The 17,129-nt window shown below is 56.9% G+C and carries 16 protein-coding genes; 9 read left to right on the forward strand and 7 right to left on the reverse strand.

Annotation, left to right across the window (positions count from 1 at the left end):
• The gene (locus AC6IY8_RS01910) at positions 1 to 1,038 is read left to right on the forward strand and encodes a SpoIID/LytB domain-containing protein (RefSeq protein ID WP_497776989.1); all 1,038 of its coding nucleotides are present in this window, start codon (positions 1 to 3) and stop codon (positions 1,036 to 1,038) included.
• 59 nt (positions 1,039 to 1,097) lie between these two features.
• Here AC6IY8_RS01910 and AC6IY8_RS01915 read toward each other — a convergent pair whose 3' ends face one another.
• Positions 1,098 to 3,788, reverse strand: a complete 2,691-nt coding sequence (locus AC6IY8_RS01915; RefSeq protein ID WP_497776990.1) for an alpha/beta fold hydrolase — start codon at positions 3,786 to 3,788, stop codon at positions 1,098 to 1,100.
• 239 nt (positions 3,789 to 4,027) lie between these two features.
• Here AC6IY8_RS01915 and AC6IY8_RS01920 point away from each other — a divergent pair, with 239 nt between their 5' ends.
• The 4 genes from AC6IY8_RS01920 to mgrA are packed head-to-tail and all read left to right on the forward strand — an operon-like array spanning position 4,028 to position 7,268.
• On the forward strand, positions 4,028 to 4,822 hold the full coding sequence (locus AC6IY8_RS01920; protein ID WP_497776992.1) for a TPM domain-containing protein: 795 nt from the start codon (positions 4,028 to 4,030) through the stop codon (positions 4,820 to 4,822).
• A gap of 15 nt (positions 4,823 to 4,837) precedes the next feature.
• On the forward strand, positions 4,838 to 5,575 hold the full coding sequence (locus AC6IY8_RS01925; protein ID WP_497776993.1) for a hypothetical protein: 738 nt from the start codon (positions 4,838 to 4,840) through the stop codon (positions 5,573 to 5,575).
• 33 nt (positions 5,576 to 5,608) lie between these two features.
• Positions 5,609 to 6,214 (forward strand): LemA family protein, encoded by a 606-nt coding sequence (locus AC6IY8_RS01930; RefSeq protein ID WP_497776995.1) that lies wholly within the window; start codon positions 5,609 to 5,611, stop codon positions 6,212 to 6,214.
• A 46-nt stretch (positions 6,215 to 6,260) separates the two neighbouring features.
• Positions 6,261 to 7,268 (forward strand): L-glyceraldehyde 3-phosphate reductase, encoded by a 1,008-nt coding sequence (gene mgrA, locus AC6IY8_RS01935; protein ID WP_497776996.1) that lies wholly within the window; start codon positions 6,261 to 6,263, stop codon positions 7,266 to 7,268.
• Here mgrA and AC6IY8_RS01940 read toward each other — a convergent pair.
• Both AC6IY8_RS01940 and AC6IY8_RS01945 read right to left on the reverse strand, forming a co-directional pair.
• Positions 7,251 to 9,809, reverse strand: coding sequence for an AMP-binding protein (locus AC6IY8_RS01940; RefSeq protein WP_497776997.1), 2,559 nt, complete (start codon positions 9,807 to 9,809; stop codon positions 7,251 to 7,253). The two genes, mgrA and AC6IY8_RS01940, sit on opposite strands and share 18 nt — an antisense overlap.
• 52 nt (positions 9,810 to 9,861) lie before the next feature.
• A complete protein-coding gene (locus AC6IY8_RS01945; protein ID WP_497776998.1) occupies positions 9,862 to 10,443 on the reverse strand; it encodes an alpha-ketoglutarate-dependent dioxygenase AlkB in 582 nt (193 codons plus the stop codon).
• 378 nt (positions 10,444 to 10,821) lie between these two features.
• Between AC6IY8_RS01945 and AC6IY8_RS01950 the strand changes: the two genes are divergently transcribed.
• The 4 genes from AC6IY8_RS01950 to AC6IY8_RS01965 all read left to right on the forward strand — a co-directional run bounded on the left by AC6IY8_RS01950 (position 10,822) and on the right by AC6IY8_RS01965 (position 13,138).
• Complete coding sequence (locus tag AC6IY8_RS01950) at positions 10,822 to 11,052, forward strand: hypothetical protein (protein WP_497776999.1); 231 nt, start codon at positions 10,822 to 10,824, stop codon at positions 11,050 to 11,052.
• Complete coding sequence (locus tag AC6IY8_RS01955) at positions 11,049 to 12,467, forward strand: cytochrome c oxidase subunit 3 family protein (RefSeq protein ID WP_497777001.1); 1,419 nt, start codon at positions 11,049 to 11,051, stop codon at positions 12,465 to 12,467. The genes AC6IY8_RS01950 and AC6IY8_RS01955 overlap by 4 nt, the downstream gene beginning before the upstream one ends.
• Positions 12,468 to 12,475: 8 nt before the next feature.
• On the forward strand, positions 12,476 to 12,625 hold the full coding sequence (locus tag AC6IY8_RS01960; RefSeq protein WP_497777002.1) for a hypothetical protein: 150 nt from the start codon (positions 12,476 to 12,478) through the stop codon (positions 12,623 to 12,625).
• 126 nt (positions 12,626 to 12,751) lie between these two features.
• Positions 12,752 to 13,138, forward strand: coding sequence for a c-type cytochrome (locus AC6IY8_RS01965; protein WP_497777003.1), 387 nt, complete (start codon positions 12,752 to 12,754; stop codon positions 13,136 to 13,138).
• A gap of 22 nt (positions 13,139 to 13,160) precedes the next feature.
• On the opposite strand, the gene AC6IY8_RS01970 is transcribed toward AC6IY8_RS01965, so the two are convergent.
• The 4 genes from AC6IY8_RS01970 to AC6IY8_RS01985 all read right to left on the reverse strand — a co-directional run bounded on the left by AC6IY8_RS01970 (position 13,161) and on the right by AC6IY8_RS01985 (position 17,080).
• On the reverse strand, positions 13,161 to 13,820 hold the full coding sequence (locus tag AC6IY8_RS01970) for an outer membrane beta-barrel protein (RefSeq protein ID WP_497777004.1): 660 nt from the start codon (positions 13,818 to 13,820) through the stop codon (positions 13,161 to 13,163).
• Positions 13,821 to 13,850: 30 nt separating this feature from the next.
• Positions 13,851 to 14,084: a hypothetical protein gene (locus tag AC6IY8_RS01975; protein ID WP_497777005.1), complete on the reverse strand. Its 234-nt coding sequence runs from the start codon at positions 14,082 to 14,084 to the stop codon at positions 13,851 to 13,853.
• Between the two features lie 152 nt (positions 14,085 to 14,236).
• Positions 14,237 to 15,214 carry a PHP domain-containing protein gene (locus AC6IY8_RS01980; protein WP_497777006.1) on the reverse strand — a complete coding sequence of 326 codons (978 nt, stop codon included), beginning with the start codon at positions 15,212 to 15,214 and terminating at the stop codon, positions 14,237 to 14,239.
• A 213-nt stretch (positions 15,215 to 15,427) separates the two neighbouring features.
• On the reverse strand, positions 15,428 to 17,080 hold the full coding sequence (locus AC6IY8_RS01985; RefSeq protein ID WP_497777007.1) for a glycoside hydrolase family protein: 1,653 nt from the start codon (positions 17,078 to 17,080) through the stop codon (positions 15,428 to 15,430).
• Between the last annotated feature and the right edge of the window lie 49 nt (positions 17,081 to 17,129).

The raw sequence follows: 17,129 nt of genomic DNA on the forward strand, positions 1-17,129 counted from the left end.
GTGGCGATCGTTCTCGTGTTGGCCGTGAGCACTGCGTCGGCAGAGAATCGAGTGCGCATCGGGGTGATGGGGCTGTTTCATCCGAAGCAGGTTGTAGTGGAAGCGCGGCCGTCAAGTCCGATGGTATTGAAGGTGGATGGGCGTGAATTTGTGCTGGGCGGAGAAGCGCTCGAACACGTGACGGCAACTCTGGAAGGTCATCGGGTGGTGGTGCATTCGATGCGGGCGCAAATAGCGGGTGAGTTGTTCACGTTTAGCGGGCGACAGGGTGGGGATGAAGAGTTTGTGTTGAGCGTGCCGGGGAAAATTCAGCGGCGCTATCGAGGAAGGCTCGTCATCAGTGCGGCGGGTAATGAACTGCTGCCCGTGGTAGAGATGGATCTGGAGACGGCGGTGGCGTCGGTGGTGGCAGCGGAACTGACCTTAGACACTCCGATGGAAGCGCAGAAGGCGCAGACGGTGGTGTCTCGATCGTATCTGCTGAAGGGCGGACATCGGCATCCAAGAGCGGATTTCTGCGACACGACGCATTGCCAGTTTTTGCGTGAGCCGCCGGGAGAGAACAGTCCTGCGATGGTTGCGACGCGTGCGACACAGGGACAAGTGCTCTTGTGGAAGGGGCAGCCTTTTGCAGCGATGTATTCGGCGAGTTGCGGTGGACGGACCCATGCACTGGCGGTAACGGGAACGCCAGTCGCGGACTACCCGTACTTTTCGGTCGCATGCGAGTACTGCCGAAGATCGCCTGAGACTTGGACATCGGCACTGAGCCGAAAAGATGCAGAGGCGCTCAAGCCAGGGGATGAGCAGGCGCGCATTCGGATGGTGAGAAAGCTCGGGTGGAGTTCAATTCCGAGCAGTAGTTTCGGCAAGAAAGATGTTAAGGGCGGGGCGGTGGTGAATGGCGTTGGGCGTGGTCACGGGGTGGGATTGTGCCAGCGTGGCGCGGCAGCCATGGCAAGCGAAGGGAAATCGTATCGTAAAATTCTCGCGCACTACTATCCAAACTCGGTGGTGCAGATAATCAACGCCCGTTGATTTCTGCAAGAAACAAAAGCCGCGTCGAGTGGACGCGGCTTTTGTTGTTATGCAGCCTGCTATTGCAGTAGTTCCTGCGTGATTGTGGCGCCACCTGCGGAAGCGAGGACCGCGCTGCGCTTCAACACCTTGTGCGAGTCCTTCGTGATCCAGAGCGTTTCTTTATCGGCTCCGCCATCGGCAGAAGAAAGTTCAACACGGAAGGAGTCGAAGGTTCCAGCGGGGACCACGACCTGTTCGGTGCCGGCGACCTTGAGCTGGATGAGTTTGACCTTTTGCCGCTGGATATCGAAGTTGCGGAAAGAGGTGCTGTAGTTTTCTGTGAGAGGCAGGCAAGCGATCACCTGCGAGGAGCCAGCGGCATCGGCGAAGAGAGAACCTCCGAGGTCAACTGAAATCGGACGCTCCTGGCCATTGAAGACCATCTTGCCGATAGCTTTGTCGTCTTTGAAGTCAAGGTCGATGGCGACGGGGCCTTGCTTGACGTTGCGCTTGCGGAGAATGAGTGTTCCTTTCTCAAGAGTCGCAACATCGGTCGCGGAGCCCTGGGGCGTGTCCATGACGTCGGTTACAGTCCATGCACCATTCTCTTCCGCGATGGTGGTTGAGACCTTGAGCGCAAGGTGCTGACCACCGGCATCGAGGCTGGCCTGGTACTTATAGGAAGCAGGCTGAAGTTCGGTTGCAGGTTTGGGAGTGCCGACCTTGCTGGCGTCAACCTTCTGAGCCAGGACGACGGTCTTAGGATCGACAGTGATTTCCTTGAGTCGCGCAGTGACCTCGGGTGTGCCGTCTGCCTGATAACGGCCGCCAAGATGCGAGGCGAGGAATTTTTCTGATGCCATGAACATCGCCATGTTGTTTACCGGACGAGCGAAGCCGTGACCTTCATCGGGCGCGAGTAGGTATTCCACCGGGAATCCGCGATCGCGGAGCGCGATGACGATTTGCTCGGCTTCACGGCGGTTGACGCGAGGATCGTTGGCACCCTGAATCACAAGCAGCGGCGTCTTGATCTGTGTGGCATGGGTCAGAGGCGAACGCTCCAGCAGCATGGCCTTGCCTTCAGCAGTGTTGGGGTCGCCCATACGCTCGTAGAAGAGCTTGCGGATCGGTTCCCAATAAGGAGGAATCGATTCGAGGAGCGTGATGAGGTTGGAGGGACCAACGATATCGACGGCGGCCGCGTAGAGATCGGGAGTAAACGTTACACCGGCGAGGGTGGCATAGCCTCCGTAAGAGCCGCCGAGAATGCCGATGCGCTTGGGATCGGCGATGCCCTGGGCGATGAGATATTTCGCACCCCAGGTCACGTCATCCTGCATCTTGCGGCCCCACTCCTTGTTGCCGGCATCGAGGAACTTTTTGCCATAACCGGTGGAGGCACGGAAGTTCGGCATCAGGACGGCGTAGCCGCGATTGGCAAAGAATTGCGCGATGGGATTGTAGCCCCAGGTGTCGCGTCCCCATGGGCCGCCATGAGGAATGATGAGCGCTGGCAGGTTCTTGCCAGCAACGCCCTTGGGCAATGTGAGATAGGCGGGAATCTCGAGGCCGTCGGAAGACTTGTAAGTTACCGCCTGCATGGTGGTGAGAGCTTCGCGGGGAAGCTTATCCCAGATGCGGTACTGGAGTGTGAGCTGGCGAGTTCTGCGGTCGAAGAGATAGGTTTGGCCAGGTTCGGTGTCGCTGTGGGCGGTCACGAGCCAGAGATGCTCGTCGCGGGTGCGAGAACCGATGCCGACTTCTTTTCCCGGCATCTGGTGCTGCAGCCACTTATAGTCGGCTTCGAATTCTTTGTTCTTGAAGTAGCGGCGCTCGCGTTCGTCGTTGTACGTGGTCGCAACCAACTCGTCCGTGGATTCGGAGAAATCGACACCGCCGATGTCCACGCGCTTCAGGGGATCGGACTCGACCATCTCGAGTTTGCCGCTGTCGGGAGAGAACAGCATGAGAGAGGTCAGGTCGACGTCCGCACCCTTGTTGGTTTCCATGTACACGCGCTTGCCGTCATTGTGGAACTGGAGTACACCGCAAGACTCGAACACGGAGCAGGAATAGACTTTTGTGAACTGGTCGGCATCAACGCGCATAATTTCGGTGTCGCCGTTTTCAGCACTGCGGGTGGCGAGGCGGAGTTGGCCCTTAAGGTCGAACTTCCATCCGGTGATGCGCTCGGTGTTCTTGCGGACGAGAATTTTCTCGCCAGTAGAGATCTTCAGCTTATAGAGATCGTGCCATGCCTTGTCACGATCGTTAAGCCCGATGTAGGCAATATCGGGGTCGGTCTTGGGAAGTTCGTAAACTGCGAGGCGCACACCTTTGAGGCCTGTGAGGTCGCGCGAGGCCGGAACGTCGGCGCCTGCGGCAGGTTTGGCTGAGGGATCAACGGCGTAGACGTTGTAGTTTTCGTCACCGTCATTGTCTTTTACGTAGAGGATGTACTTGCTGTCACGCGTCCAGAAATAGCCGGCAACAGGGCGCTTTGTTTCGGTGGTAAGGAGGCGCGCCGCGCTGAACGGTTCGCCTACCGCCTTGACGTAAACGTTGCGAGTATCCTTCCAGGGCTTGAGGAAGGCGATGTACTGCCCGTTAGGTGAAAGTTGCGCACCGGCGATTTCTGGATTGCCGAATATGAGCTCGCGGTCAATGAGAGGAGGCGTTGCGGTGGCAGGCTTTTTCACTGACTGGGCCCCAAGCGGAGACGCGATGAGCAGTAAGCAGAGAATGCTTTGCAACAACTTCATCATAGGGTGACGTTTCCTTTCAACTCGCCCCGGCAGCAGCCAGGATGATCGATTCAGCAACGGCGAAAGTCACTGGAATAGTACGCCTAAAGCGTACGAATTTCGCGCAGAGTTATTCGCTGACCCAGCGCAGTTATGTACGCAGATGTGAAGGAAGTTGTTCCGTTCCAGATTGGTTCCGGCGAGAACTAGATGTGGAGATGACGGGAGGTTTGTGCAGGCGTGCTGTACAATCGGCAACGATGAAATCCATCGCTAGATTCGGCTTCGTGCAATGGCTGGTCGTTCTGCTGGCAATCGCCCTGCATGCGGAGCCGGTGTCGCAGCTGCGTCCGACCGGTTATATCAATGATTTTGCGCATGTAATTCAGCCGAATACGGCGGCGCAGATGGAAGACATCTGCAGGCAGGTGGATCAGAAAGCGCACGCGCAGATTGCGGTCGTGACGATCAACACGCTGGATGGCGGCGACATTGAGAGCTACGCGGTCGATCTGTTCAAGCGATGGGGAATTGGCGACAAATCCTCGAATCGCGGTGTTTTGATTCTGTACGCAATACGGGATCATCGGGCGCGTGTTGAAGTGGGATATGGTTTGGAGCCGATCCTGCCGGATGGAAAAGTCGGCAGCTTTCAACGCGAAGCGATTCCGGCGATGCGGAGTGGCGATTTCAGCTCGGGGTTGTTGCTGGTTACGCAACGCGTGTCGGGAGTGATTGCACAGGACGCCGGAGTGCAGCTTTCCAATGTGCCCGCCTTGCCGGCGATCAGGGACGGCTCTGAAGGTGGGCAGCAGGTTTCGCTTGGCGGGATCATACTCATCATTGTCATTATTGCGATTGTTCTGCTGACGCCGCTGCGCAATCTACTGTTCTGGATGTTTCTGTCGAACATGTTTGGCGGCGGACGAAGATCGGGCGGATGGGATGGCGGTGGTGGAGGCGGTTTCGGTGGTTTTGGCGGCGGTGGTGGAGGCGGATTCGGCGGCTTTGGCGGCGGCAGTTCTGGTGGTGGAGGGGCGAGCAGCAGCTGGTAAGGAGGCGAGCACGCAATGATTCCGGAAGATAAGATCCAAGAGTTCGTAAGGCGGATACGTGAAGCAGCCGGGGCAAACCTGGTGAGCGTGATTCTTTTTGGCTCGGCCGTGGCTGGGGATTTTCATTCTGAATTCTCGAACCTGAATTTGTTCTGCGTGCTGGCTGACGGATCATTTGACAAATTGCAGAAGTTGGCACCAGTCGCGCGGTGGTGGGAAGGACAGAAACAGGCAGCTCCGATGTTCATGACGCAGCACGAACTGCAATCATCGAACGACGTTTTCACCATTGAGCTGCTGGACATGCAGCAGCATCACCGTGTGCTGCACGGCGAGGACGTGCTGGCGGGATTGCGGATCCCGATGGAACTCCACCGGGTACAGGTAGAGTATGAACTGCGAGAGAAGTTGCTACTGCTGAGACAGCAGTACCTGCTGAATTCCGACAACCCGCGGCGGTTGTGGGAATTGCTGGTGCGTTCGGTTTCGTCTTTCGTTACGCTATTTCGACATGCGCTGATTGCATTGGGAGAGCCGGCACCAACTGCAAAGGGCGAAACCGTCGCGACGATTGCAAAGTTGTTGAAGTTCGATCCCAAGGCCTTTGAGCAGGTTCTCGATGTTCGATCACACAAATCGGAACCGAAGAAGCTGGACGTGAACGATTTGTTTGCAAAATATCTCGAAGGTGTGGAGAAGGTGGCTGAAGCCGTGGACAAAGCGTTGCAGAGCGCGCCTCCGCCTCGTTCGTAATCTCGCGCAGTAGTCAGTTGTTCAGGAGAACTTATGAAGAATGTTTTGATCGTCGTTGTGGTGCTGCTTCTGATTGCGTTCCTCTTCTTTGGACAGTATGTGGGTGTGCGCAACACGCTCGTTCAGAAGAATGAGTCGGTCAAGGCTGCATGGTCGCAGGTGGACATTGTTTTGCAACGTCGCGCGGACCTGATTCCGAACCTGGTCGAGACCGTTAAGGGATTTGCGCAGCAGGAGCAGACGGTGTTTGGCGACATAGCAAAGGCACGCTCCGCGCTGCTCTCGGCTGGAACTCCGCAGCAGAAGATTGCCGCCAACCAGCAATTGGACGGAGCGCTGGGACGGTTGTTGCTGGTGGTGGAGAATTATCCGCAACTGAAGTCGAATGAAAACTTCCTGCGTTTGCAGGATGAGCTTGCAGGGACGGAAAATCGCATTGCAGTGGAGCGCAAGCGCTACAACGACACGCTGCAGGATTACAACACTTACGTACAAGTTTTCCCGCATAACATATTTGCGAGCTGGGCTGGATTCCAGCCGAACAGTGCGTACTTCGCAGCAAGCGAAGGTTCACGTCAGGTCCCGAAGGTGAACTTTGGGGCCCCGCAAGCGACGCCTCAACCAGCACCAGCGAAATAGAATCAGCGTGTAGGCATTACAAACTTTCTGATGAGAGGCGAGTCTCGTGTATCAAGCGCACGAAGATCGATATGTGGCAATGTCTTACCGTCGCTGTGGCCGAAGCGGCCTGCGGCTTCCCGCGATTTCACTTGGGCTCTGGCACAATTTCGGCGGCGTGGATCGTCTGGAGAACGCAAGAGCGATTCTGCACACCGCGTTTGATCTGGGCATCACTCACTTCGACTTGGCCAATAACTATGGGCCTCCTCCGGGATCGGCAGAGGAAAACTGCGGACGAATTCTGCTCGAAGACTTCGCGAGCTATCGTGATGAGCTGATTATTTCGTCGAAGGCCGGATATGGAATGTGGCCGGGCCCGTATGGCGAATGGGGCTCGCGCAAGTATCTGATCGCTAGTTTAGATCAGAGCCTAAAGCGGCTCGGGGTGGATTACGTCGATATCTTCTATTCGCATCGACCCGATCCTGAGACTCCGGTCGAAGAAACGATGTTGGCGCTGGACCAGATTGTGCGTTCGGGGAAGGCGCTGTATGTCGGTATCTCAAATTATTCGGCTGAGCAGTCGCGTGCGGCAATCAAAGTACTGCGGCAATTGGGGACTCCATTCATCATTCACCAGGCCCGGTACTCGATGCTGGATCGCTGGGTTGAACCGGAGTTGCTGCCGCTGCTGGACGCCGAAGGAGCGGGCTGCATCGCGTTCACTCCACTCGCGCAGGGGATGCTTACGGATCGGTATCTAGACGGAATTCCGCAGGATTCGCGTGCGGCAAGTGCGAGCGTTTTCCTGAACGCGAAAGATCTGACGCAGGAAAAACTTGCGAAGATCAAGGCACTGAATGAGGTAGCTCATAAGCGCGGCCAATCGCTGGCGCAAATGGCACTGGCTTGGGTGTTGAGAAAGCAGACAGTGGTTTCGGCGCTGATTGGTGCGAGCCGTCCCGAGCAGGTAAAGCAGAATGTGGCCGCGCTTGAGAACCTGAACTTCTCGGCAGAAGAACTGCGGGCGATTGATCAGGTGTTGCAGACAGCCTCAGCGCAGCATGGATGAAATGATCTCGTGCAGGCGAATCGATAGCTCCTCGGGCTCAAGTTGGGCTTGAGGTGCGATCGGTTCGCCTACCCGGATTTCGAGAGTGTGTGAACGGAACCAGCGACCCTTGTGCTGTTTGAGTTCTCCTAATCCCTTCAAAGCAATCGGAACGATGCTCGCGGCTGATTCGCTTGCCAGCAGTCCGATGCCACCGCGAAATGGCTGCAGTCGCCCATCCTCCGAGCGCCGACCTTCCGGAAAGACCAGCACATGATAGCCGCGATCCATGGCATCGCCGACGTGCGCAAAGCTGCGGTGGAAGCCTACTCCTTTGGGCAGCGGGAAAACATTGAAGAGAGCGGTGACGAGCCAGTATTCGACTGGGCCGAGTATGTTCAGAAGCCAGTTGCCTTGATTGCGCGCATGCCGCCAGTCATCGAGCATTTCTCCCGATATGGCAATGGCGACGTGCCGCCGCATGGGCACGGGAAGGGCACAGAGAACGAGCGCGGCATCGAACGCCGTTACGTGGTTGGCAATGAGCAGCGCGGGTTGCGAGAGCGTATGCGAGTTGCTACAAACGCGCGGGGCGGCGAGGAGGCGAACAAGCGGGCGCATGATTGCTTCCTGAAAGACTACGCGAATGGCGTGGACAATGGGAGACCATGTCCACCGCGGGTAAACGAAGTGGCGTTCGCGTGGAGACACATGCGATGCGAGTTCCGGTGGTGCGCCGAAGGTGGAGGGATGCTGCTCTGACTGAAAACCGAGGTGAGCGCGAAGGTCGCCCATGGTGGCGATGCGCTCGAACTGTTCGTCGCTGATGATCACGCCGAGTCGCTCTTCCAACTCGGTTTGCAGTTGCACGCGTGCAAGGCTGTCGAGGTGGAGATCGCGGTCGAAACGTACACTGTCATCCAAAGGCCGAGGCTCGGAGCGCGTGATGCTGGCGAGCAGGCGCGACAGGGGGTCAACGAAATGGGATGGTGACGCGGACGAAGTGTTTTGCGCAGCGACCCACTGCGTGACAAGTTGGCGGCGAATCTTTCCAGTGCCGGTGCGGGGAAAATCGAGTTGCGGCCACAGCCTCCAATCGCGCACGCGCTGATATTCGGCGAGGCTGAGGTTGGCAGCATCGATGGCGGACTGCGCCTGTTGTTGAGTCCCGCGAAAAATGAGGACGGAGACCGCTTCGGTGCCGCGTGGAGTTTCAAGCGGCACCACCGCCGAAGCTTTGATCCCGGGCTGGCGATTGAGAGCGGCTTCAACGTCCTCGGGATGAATGTTCAGGCCGGCGGCGGTAACGATGGTCTCACTTTTGCGGCCGAGAAAACGAAGTTGACCACTTTCGTCCAGTTCGACAAGATCTCCGGTGTTAAGCCAGGAGTCGGGGGTGGCGACGATTTGTCCATGCTGCCAACGACTGCCGGCGACCATCTCGCCGCGCACCTGCACTTCGCCTTCGGAGGAGATGCGAACTTCGCGACCGGGGAGCGGCTTTCCGATTGTTCCTTGCCCGACGTGGAAGGGGTGGTTGAGCGTGATGAGGGCGGCGGTTTCAGTCATGCCGTAACCCTGGATGAGCGCGAAGCCAAGGTCGTTCCAGAAGCGCTCAACCTGTGGAGATAACGAGGCACCTCCACAGACGAAGGCCCAAAACTTGTAGCCAAACAGGCGATGTACGTCCCGGAAATGCCACCACTTGCTCCAAACGCGCTGGCCACGCGTAGCATCGGCGCGCGAAGGGAGTTCGGGGATGCGCTCCTCCAGATGGGACTTCAAAAGATCGAGCACGCGCGGAACAGAAGCGAGAACCGAAATGCGGTGACGGTGTATAAGCTCCAGCAGGCGCGGGGCCTGCAAGCGATTTTCAAAATGGACCTCGGCGGCGAGCAGTGGCGGAATCCATAGACCCATAAATTGTCCGAAGACATGGCTCAAAGGAATGGTGTGCAGAAAGCGGAGTGGATGAAAGATGCGCTCGTACTTCAAATATTTCTGCATTTCGCGCTCGATGGGGTCGAGGCTGGCGAGAATGTTCCGGTGCGTGTGCACCACTCCTTTCGGTTCGGACGTGGTGCCAGAAGTGAAGAGGATTTGCAAAGGAGTGTCGAGAGTGAGCGTGGGTTCGCGCAATTGCGCGCTCGTCGCAACCGGGGGGAGAACGGCGACAAATTGCTCGAACCAGATTTGCGGAACATCGCTGGACAAGTGCGCGAGCAGGGCGCTGCTTCCCACGATGAGGCGAGGTTTCGTGTCGGCGACTATACGGTGAGCAAAATCAATGCTTCCGGGCGCGTCAAGAGGAACGACGAGAACACCGCGGAGAACGCATCCGAAGAAAGCACCGATCCACTCGGCAGTGTTGGGTCCCCAGAGGATGACGCGCTCGCCGATGTTTATTTGGCGTCGCTGCAGTTCGGTGGCGAAACGCTCTGCAAGGGATGCGAGCTCCGCATAGGTCGAGGCACGGCTCCTATTACCACCATGCACGACGACGGCAGTTTGGTTTCCGTGGCGGCGAAAGTCATCGACGAGCGTGGCCAGGTGCGGTCGCACAATGTAGGAAGTATATACACACGCCAGCTCGGACGTGAGCGTAAGGAGCTAGTTAGCCAGTGTTCTCGAGCATTCCTTCGCGCATGGTGCGGAATGTTATGGAATAACGCAGGCTCTTTACGGGAGGGATGCTGTGCTGATATTTCCACCGGGCCGCGCCAGAGATGACGTAAAGAGAACGAGGCTCAAGATCGACGGAGAGAGTGGCTCCCTCAGATTTGTACGGCTTGAACCGCATGCGGACTTCGCTTAGAAGTGAGATGCCGATGATGGTCTCAAATTGCGGCACGTCGCGATGCCAGCCAATGGGAGCACCCGGAGGATATTCAGTCACGACAGCTTCAACGATGGCATCTTCAGCAGCACCGATGAACTGTGCAGCGCGCCCGCGCAATGGAAGAAGAAAGCTGGGGATCGGCTTCGTGGCGCTCGCCTTGCGAGTTGAGAAGTCGTAGTCCCATCCGTACACGACGACACGCCGTTTTGCGATGTAGCCGTGGAAATCGAAGGCCTCGAATTCGAGCGCATGGATTGCCGATACGAGACTGGTTTCCTCCTGCGGAGCGATGAAGTGAGGTTCATAAAGAAAGCCTTCGGGCAATTTTGAAATCGGGAACAGAGTTTCCTGATGCATTTCGCAACTCACGGTTCAAGTGTTTTGAATGTGCCGAAGAGAGTACGGGATGCCGCGGGATTACGACAGGTGAACTCTGTATCAGTTTCTACTGGAGGGCTGGAGTGGTAATCGTCAGATGAATCGCTCGCATCACAAAAAATGTTCCGCAGGTTGTTGATGATAGAAGGCGCAATGGCGAACCACGGTCCGGACCAGGTGGAGTCCGCGATGCACGAGAAGATGCCCAAGCCGAAGGAGAAGTTATGACAGTGAACAGTAAGAATTTGTCGGTCCGGAGCTGATGCAGCCGGTCCAGACTTTTGCAGGGCGGTAAGCAGTATGTGGCTGTGCTTTCAGGTGTAGGCGGCTGGGCGGGCGCTGTGAACTGCATTATGAGTGGCAGCGCATGGGAAGAGGATTTGTTCGCGAGTTCCTGAACAGGGGGCGGGAAGAGGATTTGTTCGCGAGTTCCTGAACAGGGGGCGATGCGATGTACTGCTTGGCGTGCCCGCGAACTTCGGCGGCGTGCTCACGACGGAGCCTTACTATCGCTCTTCGTATGTGTTCGTCACGCGACGTGACCGTCACATTCACTTGCAAACGCTGGATGATCCGGTGCTGTTTTGAGCGGCAAGATCGATGTAGCGATTCTCTGGGGACCGCAAGCAGGATACTTTGCGCAGGCGCACAGAAACGAGCTAACAATTGCGGCCACTCCGGCGAGCGACACTCCAACTCTGCCGCTTGCGTTTTCGATGGCGGTGCGGAAGAACGATGTCGCAAAGCGCGATCAACTGAATGCCGCACTAAGAAAACATAAGCCAGAGATCGAGCGAGTTCTACGCAGCTACGGAGTGCCTCTCGTACAGCAGAGCACCACCGTTCGGCGGATTTATACCTACTCGATCGATATGCACTGGGGACGCATCAATGCTATCGAGTCGCTTGGCGCGATGCTGATGGGAGCAGCGGGAATCGCTTTTGCGGGGAATGCCTGGAGTAGCTACCGATTCGGCAAACTGGCGGGCGATGATCCATGGCAACCTGGAACCCTTGAGTGGGCTACAACTTCGCCGCCTCCGCAGTACAACTTCATCGAGTTGCCAACCGTGAGTAGTCGCGAGCCGTTGTGGGAGGATCCGCCGGATCAACGAGTGGTGACGGGGGTTCGAGAGGATGTGCGCGAGGTGTTGGTGACCAGACCACTGGATGCCAGTCCCGAACACCTGACGGAATTTCCTTCCCCATCGATATGGCCGTTCCTGGCGTCACGGGCAGTGACGGGACTGTTTATTGGCAGCATCTTTACGCCGTGGGCAATCACATGGGGAGCGATTCCGGTGGCGATCACACTGACGGGGTGGTTCTGGCCGACGCGCCGGGAAAGCCAAACGACGCAGGCGAGACGAAGTTTGGGAGAACCAGTAGGTGCAGGAGACGGTCAAAAGCCGGCGCACTCTAGATGTCGCGGGCCTGCTACGGTGGTGTTCGGAGGCCGTAGCCTGGTCTGGTGGGGCGCAGTTGGCATGATGGCCATCGAGGGCACGATGTTTGCCCTGGTGCTGGTCAGCTACTTCTTCCTGCGGACACGCACAAGCGACTGGCCGCCGGGAATCATGGCACCTTCATTGCTCTACGGAGCGCTGAATACGGTGGTGTTTGTCGTCAGCATTGTGCCGAATCAGAGGACGAGGAAAGTCGCACAAACGGGAAAGTTAAACGAGGTGCGACTTGGATTGATGATCCTCACGGCGACGGGCATCGTTAGCATGATCATTCGTGCGTTTGAATTTCGCGCGCTCAACTGCAAGTGGGACGCGAACGCCTATGCTTCAGTGGTATGGACTCTGCTTGGATTGCATACTGTACACCTGGTGACGGACTGGTTCGACACGCTGGTGCTGGCTGTTCTGTTCTTCACCGGGCCAATCGATGGCAAGCGCTATATGGACGCATCGGAGAACAGTGACTACTGGTACTTCGTGGTCTTTGCATGGCTGCCGATATGGGCAGTCATCTACTTTGCGCCGCGTCTTTTGTAGGAGTGAATGTGGATCGTACACAGGAGCGTTCTCATTTTGCACCGGCGACTGAGGTAGTACTTGTCCTGGTGGGACCCATCGCGTTCGCCTTCGATCTCACACTTCGTTATGCGCTGGTGCAGCATGTGTGCTCGACGGGACATCACTCGGAGGCTTGATCATGTGGGTGCCCGCGGGTGCGGTCTACATTGTGCTTGGCTTGTGGTTGATGAGCGCGTGGATTAAACATTCGGAACGGCGGGTGTTATACACCGAGACGGAGCCGCTAAGGAACGGAGATCGATATGTATAGATTGTCTGCCGCGGTGCTGCTCGCGGTGCTGGCGTGCTGCATGGTTGAATGTGACCCCGCGCGTCCGAATTACTTGGCAGAGGTGAAGCGACAGACAGGCGGAAACCCAACGCTTGGTAAAGACAAGATTCGCACTTATGGATGCCACACGTGCCATACGATTCCAGGGGTTGCGGGTGCTGATGCTCTCGTGGGTCCGCCGCTGACGCACTGGTCGCGGCGGGTCTATATCGCGGGAGAACTCCAAAACACGCCAGCGAACCTTGAGAAGTGGATTCAGCACCCGCCCCAGATTCATCCGAAGACCGCCATGCCGGAGATGGGGATCTCCGATCAGGACAGCAGGGACATTTCGGCCTACTTGTATACGCTGCGTTAAGAGCAGCATCTCCGTCGTGAGCTCACCAATGCACGCCGAAAGTCACGGGCACAAGTGTTAAGTCTGGACCGAACCTGGTGAACATGCGGTGATAGCGTGCTTCGGCAAAGAACTTGAATCGCTGATGTCTCGGGCCGACATCGAATCCACCGCCAGCATTCCATCCAGCTTTGTAGGTGGTATTCGATGCAACAACCTCGTTTACGCCCACGGTTGCGGGGTAGCAAAATCCGAAGAAAGAATCGCAAACGAAGCCATTGGTAAGTGCCGGAGCCGTGAGCGTAATGTTACGGCTATAGAGACCGAAGCCGGCGGTAATGTACGGCTGTACGGATTCATGTTGCGACGCGAGCTTCACGATCGGATTGAAAGTAAGCGACCAGGTGGACATGTGCCCATCAGGTTCACCAAAGCTGGCCAGCGTAGCATCGTTCAGACGTGAGCGCTGGTAAGTGAAGTCCAGGTCGAGTGCGACGTTGGGTTGAACGTTGTACCCACCTCGGAGATTAATGTTCCAACCGTTATTTAGGACCTCTCCCGCACGGTTAGCCGGAACGGTGAATCCGGCGCCGCCTCCAAAGTTGAACCGGCTGAAGTCACCGCGGCGATGATAGATCTGGCCCGAGCATAGCGAGGCTGACATACACAGAAGCGCGACCATTGCCTTGAACTTTCCGAACACTTTCAGTCTCCTTCACAATTGTTGAAAGGATTAGCTGGCCTTCTGCCATTGTTGCTGCTCTTCGGCGGGAGCATCCCAGTCGGTAGTAGAGATCACGGCTATTTCATTCGCAGCTTGTAACTGGAACGGAGTGGCTGCAGCATCGGTCGCAAATCCGAGAAGAAACGGCAGCCCAGATGCGAGAGAAGCTTGAGCGATGTCGATGTTTCCGTGTGTCTGAAACGGAATCACTCGACGAAGCGCACCAGGGTAGTCGGTGAACATCGAGGCCCCGTTGAGGCCTTCGCGAGTGCAGTAGAAAATAAAGTAGTTTACCCATTTCCCCTCCTTCCCAAAAAGATGCGCGCCGCGAAACGCCAGATGCTAGAGATAACGTGCAGAGATAAGGTGCACATGAAGGTGGTGAGCGCACAGACCTAAGCAGCGCGTTTTGCGGAGTCCCTCACGCTGAGCACCCAGTTCACGAGACTGTCTCTGCTCATGAAGTTGAGGACACGATCTTGGGAGATCCCGGCTGCGACAGCCGATGCCGCTGCATAGTCCATGAAACGAAGCTGCGTCGGACCGTGCGAGTCGGTGCCGAGCGATATGCGGCATCCTGCGCGTTTAGCCATAACGAGCAGATCGGGGCTGAGGTCCTGGCGATCGGGATAAGCGTCAATTTCAACCGCCTTGTCCAGTTCGGCTGCGAGCGCGAAAACGCGGGGCCAATCCGCAGTGAGGCCGAGGCGGTAGTTGTAAACCCGGCCGCGCGGGTGTCCAAGAATCTGGATAGTGGGATTGCGCAGCGCTGCGAGGTAGCGTTCGGTCTGATCCTGCTTTGTGCGCAGCGATGAATGAAAGCAGCCGAGCACGATGTCGAGTTCCTCAAGAGATTCCGCACTCATGTCACCTTCGCCTGAAGGATTCAGGTTGAGTTCGATGGAGCGCAGCACGCGAATCTTCTTGCCAGCGGCGCGGAGTGAGTCGTTTACGGCGTGGATATCTTCAGTCTGCCTGCGAAGTTCTGATTCGTCGATGCCTCCTGCGATTTGCAAGCCTTTGGAGTGATCGGTGATGGAAATGTATTCATAGTGGCGCTCCTCGGCGGCTGCGACCATCTGCTCAATGGTGCCCTCACCGTCACTCCAGTTGGTATGCATCTGGAGATCGCCCTTGATGCGGCTGGAGAACGCGGGATTCTTGCGAAGGATCGATTGGGCCTCGGTTAACGTTCGGAATCCGCTGCGAATGGGTGGAGGCGCATGAAGAGTTGGAGGGCTGTCGAACCAGCGCAGAATCAGCTTTTCGATGTATGGGCCAATGGCGGTTAACTCAGTTAGAGAGCGTCGTTGACGTGCAATCTCGCTGGCTTCTTCTGGCCAGAGTAACGCGGCACGCGAGGCACGGCGCAATGCTCGCTGGACAGGGGGGGCTTGGATTCCTCCGATTCTCTCGCCAACAACTCGGCAATATCAGAATTGTGAAGATGCTCAGGTTGACCCTTGGATTTAGCGTCCACTTGCAACTAGATGCGGCGGGAGATGGTCTGGGTGGTTGGAGGCGAGCAGTGAGTTCGCTGATCTGCCCGCGGTATCTCAACGCGAGCAGACCAGCGAGACGATGAGCTACTTCGCGCGAATCGGGTCGGCCCAGTTCCCGCGGAAAAGATATTCCTGATCGTAGATGGTTTTGGTGAACTTGCCATAGCGAATATCGGCGCCAGCGTAGAGGCCGAGCAGCACAGCTTCGGATGGAAGCTTGTAGCTATCCTTTACGAGCTGCTCTTTCTGCGCAGGATCGAGCTTCGCCTTGTGAGTCTCGCCGCCTTCCCAGCCCTTGTGGGGAGCGAAGACATATCGCACTTCGTTACCAAGCGAGAATACGGAACCATTCTTCACAACGTAATCCACGGGAACATCTGTTACGCCCGTGAGGTCAGAGACGCTGCTGCGGACTTCGAGCGTTGGCCACTGGATCGGCTCTTTGCCGGTGAGCACGATGAGAGTTTCGCTCTTAATCAGATTGCCGCGAGCATCGTAGCTTTCAAACACGAGTTCCCGATCCTTGAGGTTCTCTCCTGCAAACGAGAGCTTGCCAGAGTAGTAGCCGTTTGCGTCGGGCGTGGCTTCGAGCAGAACGCCATCCTGATAGATGATGCGAAACTTCTTAATGTCGGGCTGGAAGAAAGCTTCCACGGGAACTTCGTTTAGATAGAACTGGTGATTCTTCGGGGAGGTGACGAGCGCTTCGTTGTACTGGCGAACAGCATGCCAGACGGGGCGCGGGTATCCGATCTTGTCGTTGACATCCTTAAAGCCCCAGAAACCAAACCACTCTTCCGCAGTGTCGTCGTGGACTGCGGCGTTGTTGCCTTTCCACCAGCCATCGGCATAGTAGAACGGGCACAGGCCAGTGGCTCCGGCATCCAGCAGATCGCGGTAGTCCTGCGTGATCGCACGTGCCTGCTCTTCCAAGGTGTTGCCGCCATACTGGCCAGCTCCGGCACCCTGTCGCGAGACGGAACGGCCAAACTCGGTGACGAGCGAAGGCTTCTTCGAGCCGTTGATCTCCGAAACGAATCGGTTGGTGTTGCCGTATCCGTGGGTGAAATTTGAGCCCTCGTTCGCGTAGTCATACATGTTGTGGCCGTACACGTCGAAGATGTTCAGATCGAGCCATCCTGTGATGGCCGAGTTACCCGAGATGGCGACGGGAACGCCCGGGTGTTCCTGATGAATGAGGTCGCGAACCTTCGACCACAGATCGGCCGTGGCCTGACCGCCAGCTTTGTGCAGAACGGCTGGCATTGGCTCATTCATGATGAGGTAGGTGATGATGCAGTCGTACTTCTTCGTATATGAAAGCGTGTGCTTGACCTGCTCGAGGTCGCGCTCAACCACCTTGGGATCGCTAAAGTTCACGTCGGGTTTGAGCCAGATTCCGAAGATCATCTTGAGGCCGGACTCCTGCACGACCTGAAGTTCGGGTTCTGTCATCTCGGCCCAGGTGCGGATTCCGTTGAATCCAGCAGCTTTGATGTTCTTGAGATCCTGACGAATCTGGGGAAGATTGGAGACGCGCTGCTTATATGGATCCTCGCCGGGGCGGGCACCAGGTTCGTATCCGATGGCGTTTACGAAGAACTTGTGGCCGTTGATGTAGTACCAGCCATCCTTGATTTCTACTTTTGTCTTCAGAGCCGGTGCCGCTGCTGCAAAAGCCGAGCAAAGGCCCATCGTTACCAGAACAACTGAGATACGGCGAAACAGGGAATTCATCGAACCATCCTTGCGCGCGTCGTGTAGGCGCACGCCGTCACGTATGAGT

The sequence above is a fragment of the Koromonas soli genome, assembly GCF_059726265.1.